Origin of the sequence: Piscibacillus sp. B03 (genome assembly GCF_052246295.1) — a bacterium.
Lineage (GTDB): Bacteria > Bacillota > Bacilli > Bacillales > Alkalibacillaceae > Piscibacillus.
The window spans coordinates 1-21,396 of sequence record NZ_JBQQCO010000005.1 but is presented as its reverse complement, the minus strand read 5'-3'; the positions used below and the strand labels follow the sequence as shown (position 1 = coordinate 21,396).

Genomic DNA, 21,396 nt, shown 5'->3' with positions numbered 1-21,396 from the left:
TTTCTATGGGTATTCTAACTGTTCTAACAAACCCTCAATTGGCGAATCAAATAAGAACACCCTTGGACGGTTATTTTCATCGAAAGTTAACAAGTATGGGTCTTCATTTTCTGGTTGAATAATAATAACAGTATCAACTTCAGATTGTAACCATTCATTATCAATTGTGATTGTTGGGTCTAAAGGTATTTTCACCATAAAGCCAGTTTCACCAACTGGGTTAACTCCTTTAAAAATGTCATAAATGCTATCAATATAATTCTCAACCTCACTCTGAATACATGCTGTTGTAGGAACTGTTTTAACAACTTGTTCAGTTTCAATATCAAAAATCTCAACTTGTGTAACGTCTGTGTTTACAGGAGAAGTAAAGAATGAAATTGAAACAATCAACGGCAGTAATAAATTCAATAATATCCCCTCAATCTTTAAAAGTCTTCGTTATCACCTGGAGCCGCTTCAAGAGCAATTTCATAGGCATCTAAGATTGAATCTCTAACTTCAGGATCATCAATTGGTACTAAATATTGATCATCACCATCTTGTTCAATTCTCATTAATAACGTATCGTGATCATCTTTTAGCAAGGCATAAGAATCCTCTTCCATATCAAATAAGGCTTCTACAATTAGCTCACGTTCATCTCCATGTTCATCTTGAATTGTAATACGGTCTTTTTCTTCATTCATGTCGATACCTCCAGAGTTTATTTTTCGCGTGTCTATAGTGTTTGTTTAAGGTAAAGAATTATGAGAAGAAAAATTCAAACAAACGTTTGTTTGAAAAAAGGACTGTACTTGTTAATTGTAGAATTAAACTAAGAGAGGAGGAGAGTCAAATGACTAAAAATAATTCATCCGTAGTAGTACTAGCTAAAGATCAACAAAATTATATTTTAATAAATCAGTTTAGAAATCCGATTAATGATTATACGATCCAGTTACCAGGTGGAGGAGTCAATCATGCAGAGGACCTAGAAGAAGCGACAAAAAGAGAATTTCTAGAAGAAACCGGCTTTAGATGTGCTAAACTATCCTATTTAGGTTAATTAAGACCAGCTTCATGGATTTCAAATGAAGTAACATATGTTTATTACACTGAAGATTTATTTGAATATGTTGGACAATCACTTGAAAGCCATGAGAAGATAGAAGTTATTAAAATGCCAATTGAAGAGATATTTTCTAAAATAAAAAAGGGCTTTATTGATGACTCTGAACTATGTTTTGCATTGCTTCAAGGAATGTTAAAAGGTTTAATTAAAGATACGAAAGGGTTAAAGATGTGAAAATAAGTGTTTTAGATCAGTCACCAGTTTCAAAAGGACAATCAGCTGAAGACGCATTACAGAATTCAATTAAACTTGCGATAGAAGTTGAGAAGTTAGGTTATCATCGATACTGGGTTGCTGAACACCATAGTACAACAGGTTTATCCTGTACATCACCAGAGATTATGATTGGCCAACTTGCATCCAATACTAAAAGCATACGTATTGGTTCTGGGGGAGTTTTATTACCCCAATATAGTCCATTAAAAGTAGCGGAAAATTTTAAAATGCTCTCAGCGTTTTATCCTGGACGAATTGATCTTGGAGTTGGACGTTCACCTGGTGGACCAGAAAAAGTAAGAAGAGCACTTACTGATGGAACTCACAAAAGTTTAAGTGCCTTTTCAAGACAAGTTTCTGAATTACAATCGTTCATTCATCAGTCATTTCCTAGTGACCATGCATACCGTGGCATAAAAGCGGGGCCTAAAGTAGAAAGTAATCCAGAGATGTGGGTGTTAGGAGTTTCAGAACGAGGCGCTAAACATGCGGCAATTAACGGTGTTGGCTTTACATATGGACACTTTATTAATGCGAACCATGGTGAAGAAGCTATTCGAACATATCGGGAACGTTTCAAAGCCTCCGTTTCTCTACAAGAACCTAAAACCAATGTATGTATCTTTATCGTGTGTGCTGAGACTCAAGAAGAAGCTGAAGAATTGGCATTGAGCCAAGATTTATGGTTATTAAATGTCGGGAAAGGTAGAAGTACAGTCATTCCAACGATTGAGGATGCTAAAATCCGAACGTATAATCAAGATGAACTAGATGAGATTAAACAAAATAGAAGACGAGCCATCATCGGAACTCCGAGTTATGTAAAAGAACAACTTGAAGCTTTATCTAAGTTATATCAAACTGACGAATTTCTCATTATTACAAATATCTATGACTTTAAGGCAAAGTTAAAATCTTATCGACTTATAGCAGAAGCTATAAAGGGCTGAGCGTTTCTACATTCTAGTAGTAACGCTCTTTTAAATAATTTTTACTTATAATCTGTGAAAAAGACGAGTTAGGCTCATTGCGTTATACATATGCCTCGCATGGCGTCCTTCTCTTGTTTTAGAAGTCATAAAAGTTTTTAATTGATTCATGAATCATCATCACACTTTACTCTCATACTTCGTGTCTGATTTCGCTCATAACAAGCATCATGCTGTCTACAAGCAACATCAACTCGATTTATTGGTTTTCCCGGACCTTTACAGCCTGGGCCACAGTATCGATAACCAAGATAGCAAAATTTAAGCAGCATCACACATCCTCCAAAACTAGTTTATATATTATAACTATGTTAAAAAGCTCATTAAGGCCGTGACATAACCTAGAGAAAAGAGGATTAAATAGCTATATTGTTGAATAATTTAATAGTATAACTAGGAATGGAGTGAGTGCTTTGGATGATGTTAAGAGTTCAGTAAAAACCAATGTAGGTGGTGTGTTTGTGATGGTTGAAAACATGCCAAGAGCTGTGAAATGGTATCGAGAGTTACTTGATTTACCTCAGGACGATCAATTTATAAACAGCACTGATGCTAATATTAAAACAATTTATTCTATCTCTTTAAATAATACCGAGCTTATTCTCGATAGCATGCATAGAAGGGAATTAAATCCAAGTTCAAATCATTTATTTTTATTTGACACTGAAGATATTGAAGCCACATATGAAAAGGTGCTACAAAAAAATATAAAGATTATTTCACCTATAGAAGGGGAGGAAGGCTTGAAGTTTTTCACGATAGAAGATTGTGAAGGAAATCGGTTTATGTTCTGCGAAGAAGAATAAATCAATAATCCAACATTTTTGTTTGAAATAGGTTATAATAGTATTAATGGGTCCTAAGAGGCCAGTCAGATTGTTGGAGGTTATTATGAATAAATTAAATGTTCAGCATTACACAAATGAACATCAAGATCGAGTTACACAGATGACCGAGACTATTGATAAGCAGACAGTGATTGCTAAAACTACACATATTACGCACCAGGGCTCGGAACATATTGGTTATGTTAAGTTGAAAAGAGGTCGTGACTATAGTTGTGAGTTTTATGTTGATCAGGTTGAGGATATAGATATTAAGATAAAAGAGGTTAATGATATTTCTTGGATAGAAGAACAAATGAAACAAGAACTATCTAAACTAATCGGCGAAATGGGAGACAAACGAGAAGCTTCCAAAGTAATTCCAACAATTTTACGTTCTAAAATAAACTAATAAAATCCCGTTGGTGCTATCCAACGGGATTTTATTGTGCTCATGCTGTTTTTTTACCAAAATGAAATAGTCCAACCAGAATACCAATCGCTAACATGACAACAGAGAAAATCAAGAACGGCACTGGTCCAAACTGAAAGATTAACGGTACTGATAAGGCTGTTACTAAACCACCACCTAAGAATGGTTCAAAAATGAGCTGTTTATAACCAAAACCTTCAAATGATGGTGATTTTGCCTCTGGGTCAGCCACACGCATTAGGAGTAAACCAGTAGCTGTAATCCCCATCGACTGTCCAAAGTCACCAATGGCTCTTTCTAACCAATAAGTTGGAATCATTCTAGGTGCCAAAACAAAGAAACCAAATACATTCCATAGGATCCCTACTAGAGCTAATAATAAGAACGGAACAATATTTCGACCAATGACTTCAAGCGAAACTGTCGCAATGGCAGCTAATATTAAAACATCTAATGCTAGCCCTTGTATTCTCATAACCATTCGGCGATCTAAAATATTGGTATAATCCATTTTTGTAAAAAACAATTGTACAAGAATTCCACCAATCATCGCTAATGGGAATAATGGAACATAGGTCATAAGGTCAGTTCCGATTATAGTTGCTTCTAACCAAATGAGTGCTTCTAAAATGAAGTAACCTACTAAAATTGCGAGTCCGATAATAGCAAAATGTAACGATAACGGCTCAATTGATTCAGGTCTAACTGTCATTTTGGCAGCTGGTTCACGGTTCTCAAATTCAATAATCCCAGCTCGTTGAGTTGCAGACGTTTCATCAGTATCCTTGATAACTTCCGTTTTTTGTTTACGCACTCCCCAGTTAATCATAATAATTCCTATAATTACACCTGAGAGAATACCGATTGTCGCAAGTCCAATTGCTAAATCATACGCTTCAGCAAAGTCCATCTCTTCAAAAGTACCTTGTAGACCTGCTGCTGTACCATGACCACCTTCAAAACCAACTTCAATTAACGCACCTACCATTGGAGGAAGACCGAAGAAAGGTCCTAGTACTAATAATGCCAACAAAATTCCAAATACATATTGCCCCCAACCTAACGTCCAGCCAAACGCAAGTTGTGGTCCACCAATATCCCAAACCTTTTTTAGGTTAGGTAAAATCGTACCTAAGAATAATGTCGCAAAAACAATATTAATAAGCAATCCAGGTAAGGTTTCCCAAACTTGTGTAACTTCATCTGTTACTACCCCTGTACTCCAGAAACCACCATCAAAAAAGTTACCCAATACCTGTGGTCCTAATAATAATGCTAAGAACCCTGCAATAACAGAGGAGGGGAGGAATAAATTTTGTAGTACTTTTGATTTTACTCGAATCCATTTTCCTATTAATAAAAATAAACCTAAATATAACAAGGCAAATCCAATTTGATCTGGTGTCATGTATTGATCTCCTTTTTTAATAAGGGTTTACCACGTGAATAAGAATTTTAAACTGTATAAAACTACTCAATATAATAAACTTTAAGCAAATCATTCATTACTGGTAAGTAAAGACTTTTAACAGCTTTAGAAATCAAGCAACTACAAGTAAACATTAATACTAATACGCTTGGGAAGTCCTTAATGTTAGGTTTTAGTCAAGTTGTATCTGCCGAAGCCCTCCGAAGTTATTTTTGCGATGGTGTTCAATTAGCTGATAAACAAATTTCTCAGCTAGGCGATATGTTAATGAGAGAGAATTTACCAACACCTAAATTAATGGATACACATATCACGGATTCGACAATTGCACCTTTCTCAGACAAATTAATGTTATATCATACTTTTTTAGCAAATGGTATTGGTATTCAAAATTATGGTTTGGCCATAGCTAAAGTTTTGAGACATGATATTCATACTCAATTTGTATCGTTGTCAGCTGGGATTGCAAAATACTCCAACAAAGGCTTAAATATCATGATTGAAAATGGATGGATAGAAGAGCCTCCAAGCTGTGCTGACAGAGAAAAATTATCTAAGCAATCAAAAGGAAGTAACTAGAATGTTATGGGAAACAAATCTAAGCCAAACAAGATTGAAGCATTAATTTGGAGTATCATGTTACCTGGATTCGGGCAATTATTAAACGGGCAAACGACAAAAGGGCTCGTACTACTTGTCTTAATTATACTGGTCAATTATAAGTCAAAATTAAATATAGTGATCATGCAAACATTTAACGGTAATTTTATAGAAAGTATCGAAGCCACAGATTATCAATGGTTAATGTTTTATCCATGTCTATATATGTTTGCATTATGGGATGCTTATAAAGAAGCAGAAGGGGAAGTGGAGGTTATAGGCTATTACCCATTTATTATGGCAGCTTATTTTTTAACGGTTGGATTAATCTTTTCATCTATTTTAGAAGTCTATGGTTACTTATTAGGCCCTGTTATACTGCCAATATTATTTGGAATATTGGCTATGTTTTTAGGAATTTGGTTAAGAAAGTATGTATTAAATAAAATAATGAAATCTAATTAATCGCACCTGTCATTTGTAGTTAAACAGGTGTGATTATCATTTATAAACCAGTTATTTGAAATAACTTAATTAAATGGTTAAAATCTATATAGAATCATGTTAATGTACATAACTCGGCGTAAGGAGAGGATATAAATGAAAACAATTGAAACTAAAGAACAATATTTAGAGTTAATCCAGAGTGAAGAACCAGTAGTGTTGAAATTTGTTGCAGACTGGTGCCCGGATTGTAAACGCATGGACTTCTTTATCGGAAGCGTATTAGAGCAATTCGATGAGTTTCCTTTTTATGAGATCGACCGTGACCAATTCCCAGAAGTCGCTGAAGAACAGCAGGTCATGGGAATCCCAAGTTTATTAGTTTTTAAAAATGGAGAAAAAATTGGTCACTTACACAGCGCTAATGCTAAAACACCTGATGAAGTGACAGATTACTTAAAAGATTATTTTGAGAAGGTAACGAATTAAAGGTCAAAACAGCCATGATATAGTGGCTGTTTTTTTATGAAAAATAAAGATATAAAACCATGGACATACTAATCTAAAAAGGAGGTAGGTTAGATGTCTGAACAAAACAAAAATCGAAACAAAGACAAAGGCAAACAGAAAAATGTAATTAAGTACAACACGGAACCAAAGGAAAGTCGTCAAAGTGGCACTGAGTTTGCTGAAGATAGCGAGTTCTTAAATATTAATGGTAAGAAGAACAAAAGGAAGAAATAAATTAGCCAAGGCTGTCGTTAAGGCAGCCTTAAACAGTTTCAGCAAAGTTTGAAGAAACAATTGTAAAAAAAAGGAAGTTAGGTATAATTAGAACTAATATAAATACATAAACTTATAAGTACATAAAAAAGAGCAGAATTAATTCTTCTACTAACTGGGAGCAATACTTGAAGAAGCAATCAATAAGTTGAACGTTTTAATATTTGTAATTAATAATTAGAATATTATGTTAAAATTGGATGTAAGAAATTTACTTATTATGTGTTATTAATATCGGGATTAGTATGAATAGGTGGGAGGAAGTACTAATGCGTCAATTTGTTGTCTTGTTATTTATTTCTTTGTTAATTCTAAATGGTTGTAGCCAAGAAGATGAAGTAATTTCTGCAGATCCTAGCGTAGTTGATTATGAATACCTATCCACAAACGAACAATATTCTGATGAAATAGAACGGTGGTTAAGGAATGCCATCAATTCAGAAGATGAACGCATTCATAGCCTAAGCTCTAGTGATGACGACAATGTTTATTTTTATGCGAAGGCGCACAAGCGAGCAAAAGTATCATATCTTTATGAAAATAAAGAAGATATAATAAACAAAAGTTTAAAAATCACTCTATTAAAAGGGAACAAAAGTGAAGATGTATTTATTAAGGTTTCGTATGACTCAGGCTTATGTTGCGATAATGTCATAACAGATGTTGTAGATCAAGAAAGTGAGTTTTAAGGTAAGAAGAAATAAACAGTTCTTATTAATCTATTGGGTACGGTAATTGAAGTATGTTGAAAATTGATCTAGTAATTAGCAAGATCATCAAAATTCATCCAAGAAAATTTGTGAGGAAGAAAACAACACTTAAGCAGTCGGCACCCAAAAATTATAGTCACCATAACGTGAGGAACATGACGATAACAGATATTATAGGAAGGAGAGGCTTTGGTTATTGGAATGGCGGTTTTTTATCTAGGTAGACATAATATATATTATAGGAAGTAAACTAAAATAGAAATTTCCATACATAAATCCGTCTTCATGAATAATTACATGCTTTTTCTACTATTAATTGATCGTTGTACTTACTTATTCACTACAAAATCTCTATATCTATTTAATCATTTTAGTTTCTGTAGTAATATAAAATTAAGAATATTCATTCAGGAGGTTTTGTGTTTTGACTAAAGCTGTTTGGAATCCAAGTAATGATTACATTAAAAATACGCGTTTATATGATCTTATGCAGCAATCTGGTTTTAACAATTATGACGATTATTTCAATCATTCTATTAAAGACATATCTTCCTTTTGGGAGCAATCTGTTAAAGCTTTAGATATCGAATGGTTTCAAGATTATGATGAAGTGGTTAATTTAGATCAAGGTATTATGTACCCTGAGTGGTTTGTGAATGGAAAAATGAACGTGGCTCACAATGCATTAGATAAGTGGGTAAACGATTCTTATATAAAAAATGAAAACGCTTTAGTATGGGAATCTGATGATGGAACTGTTGTTAAATATACTTTTAAAGAGCTGCAGGACGAAGTAAATCGTGTTGCAAATGGTCTGGTTAATATCGGCGTTAAGGAAAAGGATATTGTGACAATCTATATGCCGATGCTACCAGAGACTGTAATTGGAATGCTGGCTATCTCTAAAATTGGTGCAATATTCTCTCCTGCCTTCTCTGGTTATAAATCAGAAGCAGTTGCAAAACGAATTAACGCTGCAGAAGCGAAATATTTATTAACAGCTGACGGTTTTTATCGTCGAGGTAAAGTGGTTAACTTAAAAGATGAAGCCGATCAAGCAGTTGCCTCCTCTCCTTCTATTGAAAACGTCATCGTTGTTAGACGTAGCAACGATGAGGTTAACTGGACAGATCAAGATGTATCATGGGATGAAATTAGAACTAACGAGACTATTTTTGAAACAAAGCAAACGAATGGTAATGATCCTTTCATGATTATCTATACATCTGGTACAACTGGCAAACCTAAAGGTGCACTTCATACACATAATGGTTTTCCATTAAAATCTGCTTTTGATGCTGGTATTTGTATGGATGTATGTAAAAGAGATACATTATTTTGGTATACCGACATGGGTTGGATGATGGGACCATTCTTAGTTTATGGTGGCCTTTTAAATGGATCTACCATTTTAATGTTTGAAGGCACGCCTGATTATCCAACGCCAAGTCGTATATGGGAAATTGTTGAGCGACATAACGTCACACATTTAGGCATTTCACCAACGCTTATACGATCAATTATGAATCTAGATGAAAGCTACGTGACGAAACATGATTTATCTTCTTTAAAAATGATAGGATCCACAGGCGAACCTTGGAATGAGGAGCCTTGGTCGTGGTTATTTGATAAAGTCTGCAAACGTAAAGTTCCGATTTTTAACTATTCAGGTGGGACGGAAATCTCAGGTGGAATTTTTGGTAACGTCTTAGTTAAACCAATTGCTCCAGTATCATTTAATGCTGCTTTACCAGGTATGGATGTAGATGTGTATGATGATGAAGGTCAATCGGTTAAAAATGAAGTCGGAGAACTCGTTCTAAAACAGCCATGGGTCGGCATGACGAACGGCTTTTATAAAGAAAATGAGCGTTATGAGAATACGTATTGGAATCGATATAAAGACACTTGGGTCCATGGCGACTGGGTAGTTTTAGATGATGAAGGATTTTATACGATTACCGGACGTTCTGATGATACATTAAATGTTGCGGGTAAACGACTTGGGCCAGCTGAATTAGAATCAATTTTTGTTGAACATGATGATGTTATTGAGGCTGGTGTTATTGGAGTGCCAGATGACGTTAAGGGTGAGAAACCAGTAGCATTTGTAGTAGTCAAAGAGCAACCATTAAATGAGCAAGATTTAACTCAAGTATTAGTCGATCATGCGATCCAACGACTAGGTAAAGCAATTGCTCCAAGGACCGTTCATATTGTTGAGGATTTACCCAAAACTCGTAATGCTAAAGTGATGCGTCGTGCAATAAAAGCCGCATATCTTGATAAGGACGCTGGAGATCTCTCAGCATTAGAAAACCCTGGTGTTGTAGAACAAATCAGACAGTTAGGTAAAGGTGTAAAAAATTAAATCATATATAATTGAAATTGAGCACTCAGAGATAAAGTATTCTGAGTGCTCTTTCTTGTGTTAAATTAATTTCGAATTCCAATTAGTTAACATAATAAAATTATTATAAACTAAAATAAGGTAAGTTGATATTTTGTTCGTTTGAGTCGAAGGGTTAACCATATATTCACCTAATTTAACAGGGGATAAATCAGAAACATAACCTGTAATATATATTGATTTTATCACCATTTGGTAATTCGCAATGATCTCTTCTCAAATGACCAAATGGGGTATTATAAACATATTTCTGAGTATAATGTCTTCCACTTTTTCATATACAATTATTGCTCCATAAGTAAAAAACCGATAGTTTACATAATGTTTTTATAATCAACTATTTCTAATAGCTCCCCCTACAACTTTACCTGTAAATAAACATCCACCTAAGAAAGTTCCTTCAAGAGCACGGTAACCGTGGACTCCCCCACCTCCGAAACCAGATGCTTCGCCTGCAGCATAAAGTCCATTAATTACATCAGAATTTAACACTTGGCCAGACAAATTAGTTTGAAGCCCGCCTAATGTTTGCGGACTCTTTTTTCAAGTGCTTCAACAATTGCTGGTCCAGTTCCCCATACAATATGGAATCTTGGGACCGAATTTCCATGACCATCTGCTAAGTAACCGCCACGTTCTGCCCAGCCGACAACTGGAAAAATTTAATGCCCATGGACTTCAGCCAGTCTCGCTTCTCATGCGCAGCAAAATCAATATATGCTTCTGCCCACTGCTTTGCCCAGTAATCTTCATCGTCCAAACGGTCAAACCCTGCTGAACCCATCCAATCTTGATAAGCCAATTCTTTAGAATCTTTAATACCCATTTTTCGTTGTTCAGGTGAATCTATTAAAAATAACCCTCCAAAAGACCACAATGCTTGGCCTCCAAACGATGATTCAGGTTCTTGATCTAATAGCAAAACCTTCTTACCACCATCTGCAATTTTTGCTGTTGCTGTTAATCCTGCTAAGCCTGCTCCTACCACAATCGCGTCAAAATCCAATATGATTCCCCCTTATAAGGTAAAAGACCCCGCCATAGTTAGCGAGGTCTCGTTGTGTTATTAAACTGGATAAACTCCATGTTTGCGTTCTGTAAATGTTAAGTTTTTAGATTGATAAGCTTCTAAACGTTTACTTAAGTGATCTCGTAGTTCATTCGGTTGAACAATATCATCAATGACCATTTCAGAAGCTAAACGATAAATATCAATATTTTCTTTATATTCTTCCTGTTTCTCTTTTATGAATGCAGGGCGTTCTTCCGCAGGTAATTCAGCAATTTTATTCGCATATACGGCGTTCACAGCCGCTTCAGGTCCCATAACAGCAATTTGTGCTGTAGGTAAAGCAATTGTAACGTCTGGTTCAAAAGCAGGCCCTGCCATAGCGTATAATCCTGCACCGTAAGCTTTACGGACAACAACAGAAATTTTAGGAACAGAAGCTTCACTCATTGCCGAGATCATTTTAGCACCATGACGAATAATTCCAGCACGTTCAACTTTCGTTCCAATCATAAAACCTGGAATATCAGCTAGGAACACAAGCGGAATGTTAAACGCATCACATAATTGAATAAACTTAGCTGCTTTATCAGCGGAATCATGGAATAATACGCCACCTTTCATTCTTGGTTGGTTCGCGATTATTCCAACTGCTTGACCATTGATTCGTCCTAAACCTGTAATTAGTTCCTTCGCGAATTCTCGCTTAATCTCGCAAAAACTATCTTCATCTATTAAGCGATTAATTAACTCGTACATATCAAAAGGTGCATTTTGGTTTTCAGGTATCAATTCTTCAACAGACTTTTCAAAGCTCTTAGGTTCAATAGCTTCCTTAACTGGTGGTTTACTTCTAAAATTCTCTGGGAAGTAAGTAAGGTATTTCTGAGCGTACTCAATAGCTCCTTGTTCATCAGAAACAAGAACATCACCAACACCGGAAACAGAGCAATGCATGCGAGCGCCACCCATTTCTTCAAGTGTTACTTTTTCGCCGATTACTTTCTCAGCCATACGTGGTGAACCAAGATACATAGATGCATTGCCATCAACCATGACGACAATATCGCAGAATGCTGGAATATAGGCTCCACCTGCTGCGGATGGTCCGAATAAAAGACAAATCTGAGGCACACGACCAGACATTTTCACTTGATTATAGAAAATACGTCCTGCACCGCGGCGGTTCGGGAACATTTCAATCTGGTCCGTAATACGTGCACCAGCTGAATCTACTAAATAAAGCATTGGGACTTCTAGTTTCATAGTTGTTTCTTGAATTCTAATAATCTTCTCAACAGTACGCTTACCCCAAGAACCAGCCTTAACTGTAGAATCGTTTGCCATCACACAAACCGTTTGACCATTAACTTTGCCAATACCCGTTACAACTCCATCAGCGGGTAAACTTTCATCTGTACAATTAGCGAAAAACGCATCTTCTATATCGATATTATCATCAAAAAGCATTTTCAAACGATCACGAACGAACATTTTACCTTTTTCAGCATTCTTCTGATGGTACTTTTCTGCGCCACCTTTTTCAATTCGTTCTCTTAGTTCTTCATGTAAATCTGTCTTGATCATGCATTTCACCCTTTCTGTTATTTACCTGTGAAGCTCGGTTTACGCTTCTCTCTAAAAGCCGTTAAAGCTTCTATTCGATCTTCAGTTGGTATGGTATGCATATAGCAATCTCTTTCAATCTTTAACCCTGTCTTTAAGTCATGGTCAAATCCTTGGTCAATCGCTTTTTTCGCCATTTTAACGCCGACTGGACCGTTTGAAGCAATTTGTTGTGCTAGTTCCAGAGCTTTGTCATTTAAGCCATCTAATGGAACAACTTCTTCGATTAGCCCAATCTCTTTTCCTTCTAAACTATCGAAACGTTTGGCAGTTAATATGTAGTACTTTGCCTTTGCAAGACCTATTAATCTAGCTAAACGTTGAGTACCACCTGCTCCTGGAATAATCGCTAATGAGGTTTCAGTAAGCCCCATCTTGGCATTACCACTTGCAATTCTAATATCACACGCTAAAGCCAATTCTAAGCCTCCACCAAAAGCAGCCCCGTTGATTGCTGCAATTGTCGGGACCTCAAGTGATTCAACACGAGTGACAACTTTCCCGATTTCGCCGACTGTATCTACCACTTCATCTTGAGTCATGGTAGCACGCTCTTTTAAGTCTGCTCCAGCACAAAAGGCTTTCTCACCTTCAGCCGTCAAAATGACTGCACGTAGATCTTTATTCTCTTCTACAGTCTCTAAAACAGTGTTCAAATCAGATAATAATTGTCTTGAAAAAGCATTTGCCGCTTCAGGTCGATTTAATTTTAATATCCCTATATGCCCATCCGTAATTGATAACGTAACCGTACTCATTAAACACCCTCCTAACTTAAGGACTTTTGTGTGCAAATATTCATTTGCTTACTAGGTAGTGGCTTATTAATTTTCTCTTGTATAAATTGCCCTGCTTGAAGTAGTCGATCGTGATCAATACCAGTATTAATTTCCATTTCATGTAGCATATGAACAAGATCATCTGTTGCGACATTACCTGAAGCACCCTTGGCATATGGACAACCACCTAAACCACCGAGTGCACCATCAAAGATATAATAGCCTTTCTCTAAAGAAACTAAAGTGTTAGCTAGTGCCATTCCTCTCGTGTCATGAAAATGTAGAGCAATTTGATCTTTCGAAAATTCTGTTGAGATGAGATCTAGAAACTCTCCAACTTGGATAGGATTTGCCACCCCGATGGTATCTCCAAGCGATAACTCGTCGATTCCCATGTCAAATAAATTTTTGCAAACATTGATGACTTGTTGTTCATCAATTCTACCTTCATAAGGACAACCAAATACAGTGGAAACATAACCTCTAACGGATTTTCCAGCTTTTTTCGCTTCATCAACGACTTCTCTTAATACAGGGTAAGTCTCACTAATTGATTTATTGATATTATTCTTATTATGAGCTTCACTGGCTGACATAAAGATCGAAACCTCATCAACATCAGCTTCTATAGCGCCTTCAAGTCCTTTCATATTAGGAACTAAAGCTGCATAAGTAATGTCTTCTTTACGATTGACACGTTTAGCCACCTCTAAAGCATCTTTTAGCTGAGGAATCCACTTAGGGTGTACAAACGATGTCATTTCTATATAGGATAAACCGGTTTCAGATAACTGGTTTATCCATTCAATTTTATCTTCAGTCTTAATCTCTTCTTTTTCATTTTGTAGACCATCACGTGGCCCAACTTCTTTAATGATCACTTCTTTTGGAAGACTCATGGCGACTCTCCTTTGTTAAAAAGTACTTATTCAATAATGGCAATAACGTCTCCCTCGTTAACAAAATCTCCTTCGTTAACTTTTAACTCTTTAACCGTACCAGAAGCTTCAGCGGCAATTGGAATCTCCATTTTCATCGATTCTAAGATCACGACATCTTGACCGCTTTCAACTTGTTCTCCTTCTTTAACAACTACTTTCCATACGTTTCCTGCCATATTTGCTGTAACTTTATTCATGATTTAATTCCTCCTATTGATTGATTAAAATATGTTCTTGAATAAACGATGTGCGCGTTTGCCCATCTTTAAATGCTTGTAATTCTAAAATATCCCTTAGTAAAGGAATATTTGTTTTAATGCCTTCTACTTCATACTGTTCTAAAGCTTTCTTTAGATTTTCTACCGCTTCTTCACGAGTATTTCCGCTTACGATTAACTTAGCAATCATTGGGTCATAGTAAGGTGTTACTTGATATCCATCTTCGACCGCAATGTCATGTCTAATGTAAGGTGCTTCTGGTAATAAAATCTTTGTAATCTTACCAGGAGATGGGAAGAACGTTTTTGGGTCCTCTGCATAAATACGAGCTTCAATCGAATGACCTTGAATGTTAAGTTCCTCTTGTTTTAAAGTAAGTTCTTCTCCATAAGCGACCTTAAGTTGTTGTTCGACAAGATCAGTTCCTGTAATTAATTCAGTGACAGGGTGCTCAACTTGTAAGCGCGTATTCATCTCTAAGAAATAGAAGTTCTGATCTTCATCTACTAAAAACTCAATCGTACCCGCATTTTTGTAATTAATAGCCTTAGCTGCTTTAATAGCCGCTTCAGCCATTTTCTGACGTGTATCTTCAGTTAATAGTGGTGAAGGTGCTTCTTCAATGACCTTTTGGTGCCTGCGTTGAATTGAACACTCACGGTCAAACAGATGGAGAACATTCCCATGTGTATCAGCTAATAACTGAATTTCAACATGGTGGGCATCTTCAATCACTTTTTCGATAAACATCGTACCATTACCGAAAAATTGTTCTGCTCTTCTAGCATTACTTTCAAATGCTTTTTCTAGTTCAGCATCGTCGTGAACAATTTGCATGCCAATTCCGCCACCACCATGGGAAGCTTTTAGCATAACAGGGTAACCAATTTTATTAGCGAACGCTTTAGCTTCCTCCGTATTCGCAATCGGATCATTAGTACCTGGAATGATTGGTACCCCGGCTTCTTCCATAGTTCTTCTAGCTGTTAATTTACTACCCATTTGATTAATCGCATACGCATCAGGTCCAATGAACGTAATCCCTTCATCTTCAATGCGCTTAGCAAAATCGGTATTTTCACTTAACAGTCCATAACCAGGGTGGATCGCATCTGTGTTTGTTTCTTTAGCCACTTCAATAATGCGATCGACATTTAGATAACTCTCGTTCACTCGAGCAGGTCCGATTAAATGAGCTTCGTCTGCTTCTTTAACATGTAGTGACGATTCGTCTGCTTCAGAGTAAACAGCCACTGTACGAATGTTTAGTCGTTTACAAGTTTTAATGATACGTCTTGCAATTTCGCCTCGGTTAGCAATTAAAACTGTCTTAAACATAACATCGCTCCTATTATTTATTTTGCATAATGAGTTCTTTGGCTTGTTCGCGTAATTTAAACTTTTGAATTTTACCGCTAGCTGTCATTGGGTATTCGTCTGTGAATTCAATGTATCTAGGAATCTTATATCTTGAAATCTTACCATCACAAAATTCACGTACCTCATCAGCTGTTAATTCTTTATCATCTTTAGTAATGATCCAGGCCATTAACTCTTCTCCGTACTTAGGGTCTGGAACACCGATTACTTGAACATCTACAATATCAGGGTGTGTGTATAAGAATTCTTCTATTTCACGTGGATAAATATTCTCACCGCCTCGAATTACCATATCCTTAATGCGGCCAGTAATTTCGACATAACCTTCGTCATCCATCACCCCGATATCACCTGTGTGTAACCAACCCTCAGAATCTATAGCGGCTTGAGTAGCTTCTTCGTTCTTATAATAACCTTCCATAACTAGGTAGCCACGAGTACATAACTCACCAGGTGTTTTGCGTGGCGCCTCATCATTTGTTCCAGGGTAAACAATTTTTACTTCTACATTAGGATGTGCTTTACCTACTGTGCTAACTTTACGTTCAATGGAATCTTCAGTACGTGTTTGCGTAATAACTGGAGACGATTCTGTTTGGCCGTAAGCAATGGTAATATCTTTAGCACCCATTTTGTTCATAACATCTTTCATGACTTCCATAGGACAGTTCGACCCTGCCATGATTCCTGTTCGTAAAGATGATAAATCATATTTCTCGAAGTCCGGGTGATTTAATTCAGCAATAAACATCGTTGGAACCCCATGAACAGCTGTACATTTCTCTTGATCAATTGCCTTTAGGACAGCTTCAGGATCAAACTGTTCAATTACGACCATTGTCGCTCCTTGAGAAACGGTTGCTAATGTTCCCATTACACATCCAAAACAATGGAATAAAGGCACAGGGATACATAATCGGCTTTCTTTGGTTAATTCAATACACTCAGCTACCTGTTTACCGTTATTTACGATATTGTAGTGTGATAACATGACCCCTTTTGGAAACCCTGTTGTTCCAGACGTGTACTGCATGTTTATTACATCTTTGTAGTTTAACTCACTGTGACGGTCTTTTAACTCTTGATCTGTCACTCGTTCACCAAGTTGGATGAGATCTTCCCAGTTATAACAACCTGGGTAGTTTTCGTCCCCTAAGACTATAACGTTTTTTAATTTTGGTAGTTTACTAGATTGAATATTGCCTTTTTCGCTATTTTCTAATTCAGGTACGACTTCTTTTAAGATATCTAGGTAGGAAGTACCCTTAAACGTTTCCGTCAAAATTAAAGTTGTTGTATCAGATTGTTGTAGGAGATATTCTAATTCTTGAGCTCGGTAACTCGTATTAACAGTTACAAGAACCGCCCCCATCTTTCCGCTTGCAAATTGTGTCGTCACCCACTCTGGTTTATTATCAGACCAAATTGCAACGTGCTCACCTTTATCAACACCAAGCGCCATTAAACCTTTTGCCACTTCATTTACTTTTTGGTCAAATTCTCGGTAAGTCCAACGAAAACCTCTCTCTGGATACACAACCGCTTCATGGTCTGGATGCTCGTTTACCTTTCTTTCCAATAATTCACCAATCGTTAACTCAAGTAATGACATGCAACCATACCTCCTTTAAAAATTAGCAACCTAATTGTCTAGCAATAATTAAGCGCTGTACTTCTGAAGTCCCTTCACCGATTTCTAGAAGCTTAGCATCTCTTAAATAACGCTCAACTTCGTATTCACGCATGTAACCGTAACCACCGTGGATCTGAATTGCTTGGTTAGCAGAACGGGTTGCTGTTTCTGACGCAAACAACTTGGCATAAGCTGCTTCTCTCGTAAAATTCTTACCTTGGTCTTTTAACCAAGCAGCTTTTAACACCATTGTACGAGCTAACTCCACTTCCATAGCCATGTCTGCAAGTTTGAATTGGATTGCCTGGAAGTTGGAAATAGACTGACCAAACTGCTTACGTTCCTTAGCGTATTCAAGTGCTTTATCTAACGATGCCTGAGCAATTCCAACACCTAAAGCTGCAATTGAAATCCGGCCACCATCCAACGTATATAGGAATTGCTTGAACCCTTTATCTGGATCACCCAATAAATTTTCTTTAGGCACTCTTACATCTTCTAATACAATTTCAGCTGTATTAGATCCACGAACTCCCATCTTGTCATAATTATCAGTTATTTTGACACCTGGAGTATCTGTTGGAACAATAATAGCTGAAATAATGTTCTTACCACGGTTGTCTTTACCAGTTACGGCTGTAACGATAATTTGCTGAGCGTAAGATGCATTAGTTATGAAGCATTTTTCACCATTAATGACATACTCACTACCTTCTAATTTCGCCGTCGTTTTCGTTCCTCCTGCATCAGAACCAGCATTTGGTTCAGTTAATCCAAAAGATCCTAAAGCTTTACCAGATGCAAGCGGTTTCAAAAACTTTTCTTTTTGTTCATCTGTTCCGAAATAGTATACAGGGCTAGCTCCTAATGAAATTGCAGCAGCATAGCTCAAACCTGTACTACCACATACACGTGCAATTTCCTCAGCAGCTAATGCGTAAGAAACAGTGTCTCCTCCAGAACCGCCATATTCTTCAGGAAAAGGTATACCTAATAAACCCAATTCGCCCATTTCTTTAAAAATGTCTTCTGGAAACTCTGCATTTACATCAATATCGATTGCTCTTGGTGCAATTTTTTCATTTGCGAAGTCACGTACCATTTTACGAATCATTTCTTGTTCTTTCGTTAGTTCAAAATTCATTTTCATCCCCCTCAAAATAAGACCGACTAGTTGGTCTGTGTTAATTCTAATGAAAACGCTTACGATAAGCGCCAATTAATTAGTCTAAAACTTCAATTCACTTGCTAGCTTAGACGTATGATATTCCTTTAACCCATTTTCCGTTAATAACCCTCTAAATATGATGTCTATGTACGTTGATGCGATTTGATCAATTGTTTTTGGTCCATCTTTTTTATACCACTGATAAGTCCAGTTTACCATCCCAAGGATTGACATAGTCGTTACGGTTGTAGGTAGTTCATCTCTTATATGACCTGAACTTTGGCCTTCTTTAATGGCCTCTTTTATTATTTCTTCATACTCATCTCTTTTTTGTTTAATCAGCTGGTAGTAGTCATCTTTTAAATAATTATACTCTTGATTGAATACCACAATGTGCTCATTGTAAAGATCATATACCCGAACTAAAGACTTTAACATTTCATATAGCTGTTGTATTGGTTCGCTGTGACGCTTTTTAGCGCGATTTGCTTCATCCAATACATATGAAACAAATGTGTCATGGATGACATATAATAGCTCATCTTTTGACTTAAAGTGATGATAAAAGCCACCTTTAGATGTTTGGCAATGCTCTACTATATCTTTAACCGAAACTCCATGAAACCCTTTCTCAGAGAATAACTGCAGAGATGATTCTATTATTTTCTCCCTTAATTCTGACATAACTCCCTCCTTACTTACGTCATATATTATCACAATTTTTATAAATATCAAAATATAATTGTTGTTAAAAAAGGCTTGGTTGCCCAAGCCTTTTTTATTAATTATTAATCCATTCGTCAACTTTATCTCGATTCTCTTCGATCCACTCTTCAGCGGATTCCTCAAATGGTTTGTCTTCGTCTTCGTACTGTTGCATCATTTCTTCTAGTTCGTCTACTTCAATGCTCCATTGAGATAGAATGTCGTATGCTTCAGGGTACTTTTCTTCAATTCCTTCATATGAAAGTACATATACGTTATCATAATTAAAATGACCTTCCGTATCTTCTAAGAACTTTAAATCATATTTAGAGAACATTGAATGAGGTCTCCAACCAGTAATAATGAAAGGTTCTTCAGCTTGAATTTGTTCTTTCATATAGCTCATCATAGCCGCTTCACTTGATGGTACTAGTTTATAAAAACTTATATCTCCCTTTCTAGTATTGTGTCATTTTTTTATAATGTTCTCTTAATGTTTCTGGGGTGAATTGTAAGGAGTCAGCCTCGTTCGCTTCCCAATATGAGTGAGGTTCACCTTTTAGTTTCTTAACCATATTTTCAGTATTATATAATTTCAGGTTATAAACCCAATTCCCCATCGTAGCTAATGCAGACATGTGTGCACCTTCATTTGTTGCTGCGCACATGTCTTCGACTAAATGTATATGATAATCTCTAAAATAGGCATCAAATACAGATGTCATTAGGCATCCATCTGTAACGACTCCACCGATTAATAGATCAGTGACACCTAAATTTCTTAACATTAAATCTAATGATGTCGCATGAAAGGCGCTCCAACGATACTTATCAATGACGACATCATGATCTTCTGGTTTAATTTGATCAAATATCTCAATTTGGTCAGAGTTTGAATTGTAATAATATGGAGTGCCATCTTCGTTTAATGGCTCTTCTTTTGAAAGACCAATTCCATCGAAGCGATTGATCTGACGTGTATATATAATAGGGATATTAGACGCTCTACATTCCTCAATAATTTGCTTGGAGTTATTGACCACTTCTTCCATGCGATCTATTCCAAAGTTAGATTCTTTTTGTAAGTCTATTAATACTAATGCTGTCTTTTCATTCATCTGTATTACTCCTTTTCGCTGTTTATAGGAAGATGTTTAAATATGTCTCTTGATTCTAAGCAGTTTGCAAGTTGCATAATCCAATTAAGATAATCTTTTGCTTCACTGATTAGTTCTAAATCTCTTTTTGCTATATCTTCTGCTTGGTTACTTTCTGGATTATTTGCTATTTCTTTAATAGTTGGTTCAGTTTGGTCAATTGCTTTTGTCAGCAAACTTCGTTCAAGTCTAATCATCTTCGCAAAAAAGTCTAGGAAATTCTTCAGAAAATCCTTCTCAGCAATAAAGTGATCCTTTCTCTCACCTTTTTTCCAAACCTTTGTCACCATCTCCGTATCCATTAATTCACGAATGCCGTTACTCACACTTCCTTTACTCATGGCAACTTGATCTTTAATATCATCTAACGTTAGTGGCTCATCTGAGAAGTATAAAACTCCATAAATTCTCCCCACTGACGGGGTCACCCCATATATAACCATTGATTGTGCTATAGCACTAACCAATACATCTTGTGATTCCTGCAAAGATTCTAATTGTTCACCCAAGAAATAACACCTCCTATTTATATAATTTGTATAATACATTTTAAACGTTTTATATTAAATATCAAATGGCAATCATTTAGAAAGTATTATTTTCTCTATAAAGGTTCTAAGTCAAATGTTGGGGTGAGCATACGCTCACTCCTAATTTAATTGATACGAACCTTTAAATTCTTATATTGATGATGCAATAACACCTTTAATCTAAAACGATCAAACCGTTTAAAGCCAAAGGCATTACGCTTAATCACTTTGGTTTGATTATTAATCCCTTCAACATATCCATTATGTAAATTAAATGCGAAGCTGTTCATGATTTGC

At 36.3% G+C, this 21,396-nt stretch carries 27 protein-coding genes and 2 pseudogenes; 11 read left to right on the top strand and 18 right to left on the bottom strand.

What is annotated here, in order from left to right; translation table 11 throughout:
- Positions 1 to 3 precede the first annotated feature (3 nt).
- Complete coding sequence (locus ACTWQB_RS04865; RefSeq protein WP_443138058.1) at positions 4 to 411, bottom strand: hypothetical protein; 408 nt, start codon at positions 409 to 411, stop codon at positions 4 to 6.
- Positions 412 to 428: 17 nt separating this feature from the next.
- Complete coding sequence (locus tag ACTWQB_RS04860) at positions 429 to 689, bottom strand: DUF1292 domain-containing protein (RefSeq protein WP_443138057.1); 261 nt, start codon at positions 687 to 689, stop codon at positions 429 to 431.
- A 149-nt stretch (positions 690 to 838) separates the two neighbouring features.
- On the opposite strand from ACTWQB_RS04860, the gene ACTWQB_RS04855 reads away from it, so the two are divergent.
- The 3 genes from ACTWQB_RS04855 to ACTWQB_RS04845 all read left to right on the top strand — a co-directional run bounded on the left by ACTWQB_RS04855 (position 839) and on the right by ACTWQB_RS04845 (position 2,280).
- Complete coding sequence (locus ACTWQB_RS04855) at positions 839 to 1,048, top strand: NUDIX hydrolase (protein WP_443138056.1); 210 nt, start codon at positions 839 to 841, stop codon at positions 1,046 to 1,048.
- Positions 1,049 to 1,162: 114 nt separating this feature from the next.
- Complete coding sequence (locus tag ACTWQB_RS04850; RefSeq protein WP_443138055.1) at positions 1,163 to 1,288, top strand: hypothetical protein; 126 nt, start codon at positions 1,163 to 1,165, stop codon at positions 1,286 to 1,288.
- On the top strand, positions 1,285 to 2,280 hold the full coding sequence (locus ACTWQB_RS04845) for an LLM class flavin-dependent oxidoreductase (RefSeq protein ID WP_443138054.1): 996 nt from the start codon (positions 1,285 to 1,287) through the stop codon (positions 2,278 to 2,280). Before ACTWQB_RS04850 ends, ACTWQB_RS04845 begins: the two co-directional genes overlap by 4 nt.
- Positions 2,281 to 2,426: 146 nt before the next feature.
- Here the strand turns inward: ACTWQB_RS04845 and ACTWQB_RS04840 are convergent, their stop codons facing one another.
- Positions 2,427 to 2,591 carry a hypothetical protein gene (locus ACTWQB_RS04840; RefSeq protein ID WP_443138053.1) on the bottom strand — a complete coding sequence of 55 codons (165 nt, stop codon included), beginning with the start codon at positions 2,589 to 2,591 and terminating at the stop codon, positions 2,427 to 2,429.
- Positions 2,592 to 2,732: 141 nt separating this feature from the next.
- On the opposite strand from ACTWQB_RS04840, the gene ACTWQB_RS04835 reads away from it, so the two are divergent.
- Complete coding sequence (locus tag ACTWQB_RS04835) at positions 2,733 to 3,125, top strand: VOC family protein (protein ID WP_443138052.1); 393 nt, start codon at positions 2,733 to 2,735, stop codon at positions 3,123 to 3,125.
- Between the two features lie 70 nt (positions 3,126 to 3,195).
- Positions 3,196 to 3,555 carry a hypothetical protein gene (locus ACTWQB_RS04830; protein WP_443138051.1) on the top strand — a complete coding sequence of 120 codons (360 nt, stop codon included), beginning with the start codon at positions 3,196 to 3,198 and terminating at the stop codon, positions 3,553 to 3,555.
- 40 nt (positions 3,556 to 3,595) lie between these two features.
- Here ACTWQB_RS04830 and ACTWQB_RS04825 read toward each other — a convergent pair whose 3' ends face one another.
- Complete coding sequence (locus ACTWQB_RS04825) at positions 3,596 to 4,984, bottom strand: sodium/glutamate symporter (protein ID WP_443138050.1); 1,389 nt, start codon at positions 4,982 to 4,984, stop codon at positions 3,596 to 3,598.
- 129 nt (positions 4,985 to 5,113) lie between these two features.
- Between ACTWQB_RS04825 and ACTWQB_RS04820 the strand changes: the two are divergent.
- The 6 genes and pseudogenes from ACTWQB_RS04820 to ACTWQB_RS04795 all read left to right on the top strand — a co-directional run.
- Positions 5,114 to 5,584: pseudogene (locus ACTWQB_RS04820) on the top strand (DUF3231 family protein); the annotation flags it as partial.
- 6 nt (positions 5,585 to 5,590) lie between these two features.
- Positions 5,591 to 6,070 (top strand): hypothetical protein, encoded by a 480-nt coding sequence (locus tag ACTWQB_RS04815; protein ID WP_443138049.1) that lies wholly within the window; start codon positions 5,591 to 5,593, stop codon positions 6,068 to 6,070.
- A gap of 135 nt (positions 6,071 to 6,205) precedes the next feature.
- Positions 6,206 to 6,538: a thioredoxin family protein gene (locus ACTWQB_RS04810; RefSeq protein WP_443138048.1), complete on the top strand. Its 333-nt coding sequence runs from the start codon at positions 6,206 to 6,208 to the stop codon at positions 6,536 to 6,538.
- A gap of 93 nt (positions 6,539 to 6,631) precedes the next feature.
- Positions 6,632 to 6,793 carry a hypothetical protein gene (locus ACTWQB_RS04805; protein ID WP_443138047.1) on the top strand — a complete coding sequence of 54 codons (162 nt, stop codon included), beginning with the start codon at positions 6,632 to 6,634 and terminating at the stop codon, positions 6,791 to 6,793.
- Positions 6,794 to 7,101: 308 nt separating this feature from the next.
- On the top strand, positions 7,102 to 7,521 hold the full coding sequence (locus tag ACTWQB_RS04800; protein WP_443138046.1) for a hypothetical protein: 420 nt from the start codon (positions 7,102 to 7,104) through the stop codon (positions 7,519 to 7,521).
- 445 nt (positions 7,522 to 7,966) lie between these two features.
- Positions 7,967 to 9,913 carry an AMP-binding protein gene (locus ACTWQB_RS04795; RefSeq protein WP_443138045.1) on the top strand — a complete coding sequence of 649 codons (1,947 nt, stop codon included), beginning with the start codon at positions 7,967 to 7,969 and terminating at the stop codon, positions 9,911 to 9,913.
- A gap of 372 nt (positions 9,914 to 10,285) precedes the next feature.
- Here ACTWQB_RS04795 and ACTWQB_RS04790 read toward each other — a convergent pair whose 3' ends face one another.
- From ACTWQB_RS04790 to ACTWQB_RS04725, 14 genes and pseudogenes are all read right to left on the bottom strand, one after another.
- Positions 10,286 to 10,456 (bottom strand): FAD-binding protein, encoded by a 171-nt coding sequence (locus ACTWQB_RS04790; protein ID WP_443138044.1) that lies wholly within the window; start codon positions 10,454 to 10,456, stop codon positions 10,286 to 10,288.
- A 20-nt stretch (positions 10,457 to 10,476) separates the two neighbouring features.
- Positions 10,477 to 10,958: pseudogene (locus ACTWQB_RS04785) on the bottom strand (FAD-binding protein); the annotation flags it as partial.
- Positions 10,959 to 11,018: 60 nt separating this feature from the next.
- Positions 11,019 to 12,548, bottom strand: a complete 1,530-nt coding sequence (locus ACTWQB_RS04780; RefSeq protein ID WP_443138043.1) for an acyl-CoA carboxylase subunit beta — start codon at positions 12,546 to 12,548, stop codon at positions 11,019 to 11,021.
- A gap of 17 nt (positions 12,549 to 12,565) precedes the next feature.
- Complete coding sequence (locus ACTWQB_RS04775; protein ID WP_443138042.1) at positions 12,566 to 13,345, bottom strand: enoyl-CoA hydratase-related protein; 780 nt, start codon at positions 13,343 to 13,345, stop codon at positions 12,566 to 12,568.
- 11 nt (positions 13,346 to 13,356) lie between these two features.
- The gene (locus ACTWQB_RS04770) at positions 13,357 to 14,265 is read right to left on the bottom strand and encodes a hydroxymethylglutaryl-CoA lyase (RefSeq protein ID WP_443138041.1); all 909 of its coding nucleotides are present in this window, start codon (positions 14,263 to 14,265) and stop codon (positions 13,357 to 13,359) included.
- A 26-nt stretch (positions 14,266 to 14,291) separates the two neighbouring features.
- Entirely contained in the window at positions 14,292 to 14,504 is a 213-nt protein-coding gene (locus ACTWQB_RS04765) for an acetyl-CoA carboxylase biotin carboxyl carrier protein subunit (RefSeq protein WP_443138040.1), read from the bottom strand.
- Positions 14,505 to 14,517: 13 nt separating this feature from the next.
- Positions 14,518 to 15,864 (bottom strand): acetyl-CoA carboxylase biotin carboxylase subunit, encoded by a 1,347-nt coding sequence (locus ACTWQB_RS04760; protein ID WP_443138039.1) that lies wholly within the window; start codon positions 15,862 to 15,864, stop codon positions 14,518 to 14,520.
- 13 nt (positions 15,865 to 15,877) lie between these two features.
- A complete protein-coding gene (locus ACTWQB_RS04755) occupies positions 15,878 to 17,518 on the bottom strand; it encodes an AMP-binding protein (RefSeq protein ID WP_443138038.1) in 1,641 nt (546 codons plus the stop codon).
- 22 nt (positions 17,519 to 17,540) lie between these two features.
- Positions 17,541 to 18,683, bottom strand: coding sequence for an acyl-CoA dehydrogenase (locus ACTWQB_RS04750; RefSeq protein WP_443138037.1), 1,143 nt, complete (start codon positions 18,681 to 18,683; stop codon positions 17,541 to 17,543).
- A gap of 84 nt (positions 18,684 to 18,767) precedes the next feature.
- Positions 18,768 to 19,391, bottom strand: a complete 624-nt coding sequence (locus ACTWQB_RS04745; protein ID WP_443138036.1) for a TetR/AcrR family transcriptional regulator — start codon at positions 19,389 to 19,391, stop codon at positions 18,768 to 18,770.
- 97 nt (positions 19,392 to 19,488) lie between these two features.
- Positions 19,489 to 19,860 (bottom strand): glycine betaine ABC transporter substrate-binding protein, encoded by a 372-nt coding sequence (locus ACTWQB_RS04740; protein ID WP_443138185.1) that lies wholly within the window; start codon positions 19,858 to 19,860, stop codon positions 19,489 to 19,491.
- 10 nt (positions 19,861 to 19,870) lie between these two features.
- Entirely contained in the window at positions 19,871 to 20,530 is a 660-nt protein-coding gene (locus ACTWQB_RS04735; protein ID WP_443138035.1) for a cysteine hydrolase family protein, read from the bottom strand.
- Between the two features lie 5 nt (positions 20,531 to 20,535).
- The gene (locus tag ACTWQB_RS04730; RefSeq protein WP_443138034.1) at positions 20,536 to 21,078 is read right to left on the bottom strand and encodes a GbsR/MarR family transcriptional regulator; all 543 of its coding nucleotides are present in this window, start codon (positions 21,076 to 21,078) and stop codon (positions 20,536 to 20,538) included.
- A 146-nt stretch (positions 21,079 to 21,224) separates the two neighbouring features.
- Positions 21,225 to 21,396 (bottom strand): transposase (locus ACTWQB_RS04725; RefSeq protein ID WP_443138184.1); only part of this gene is annotated, 172 nt, incomplete at its 5' end.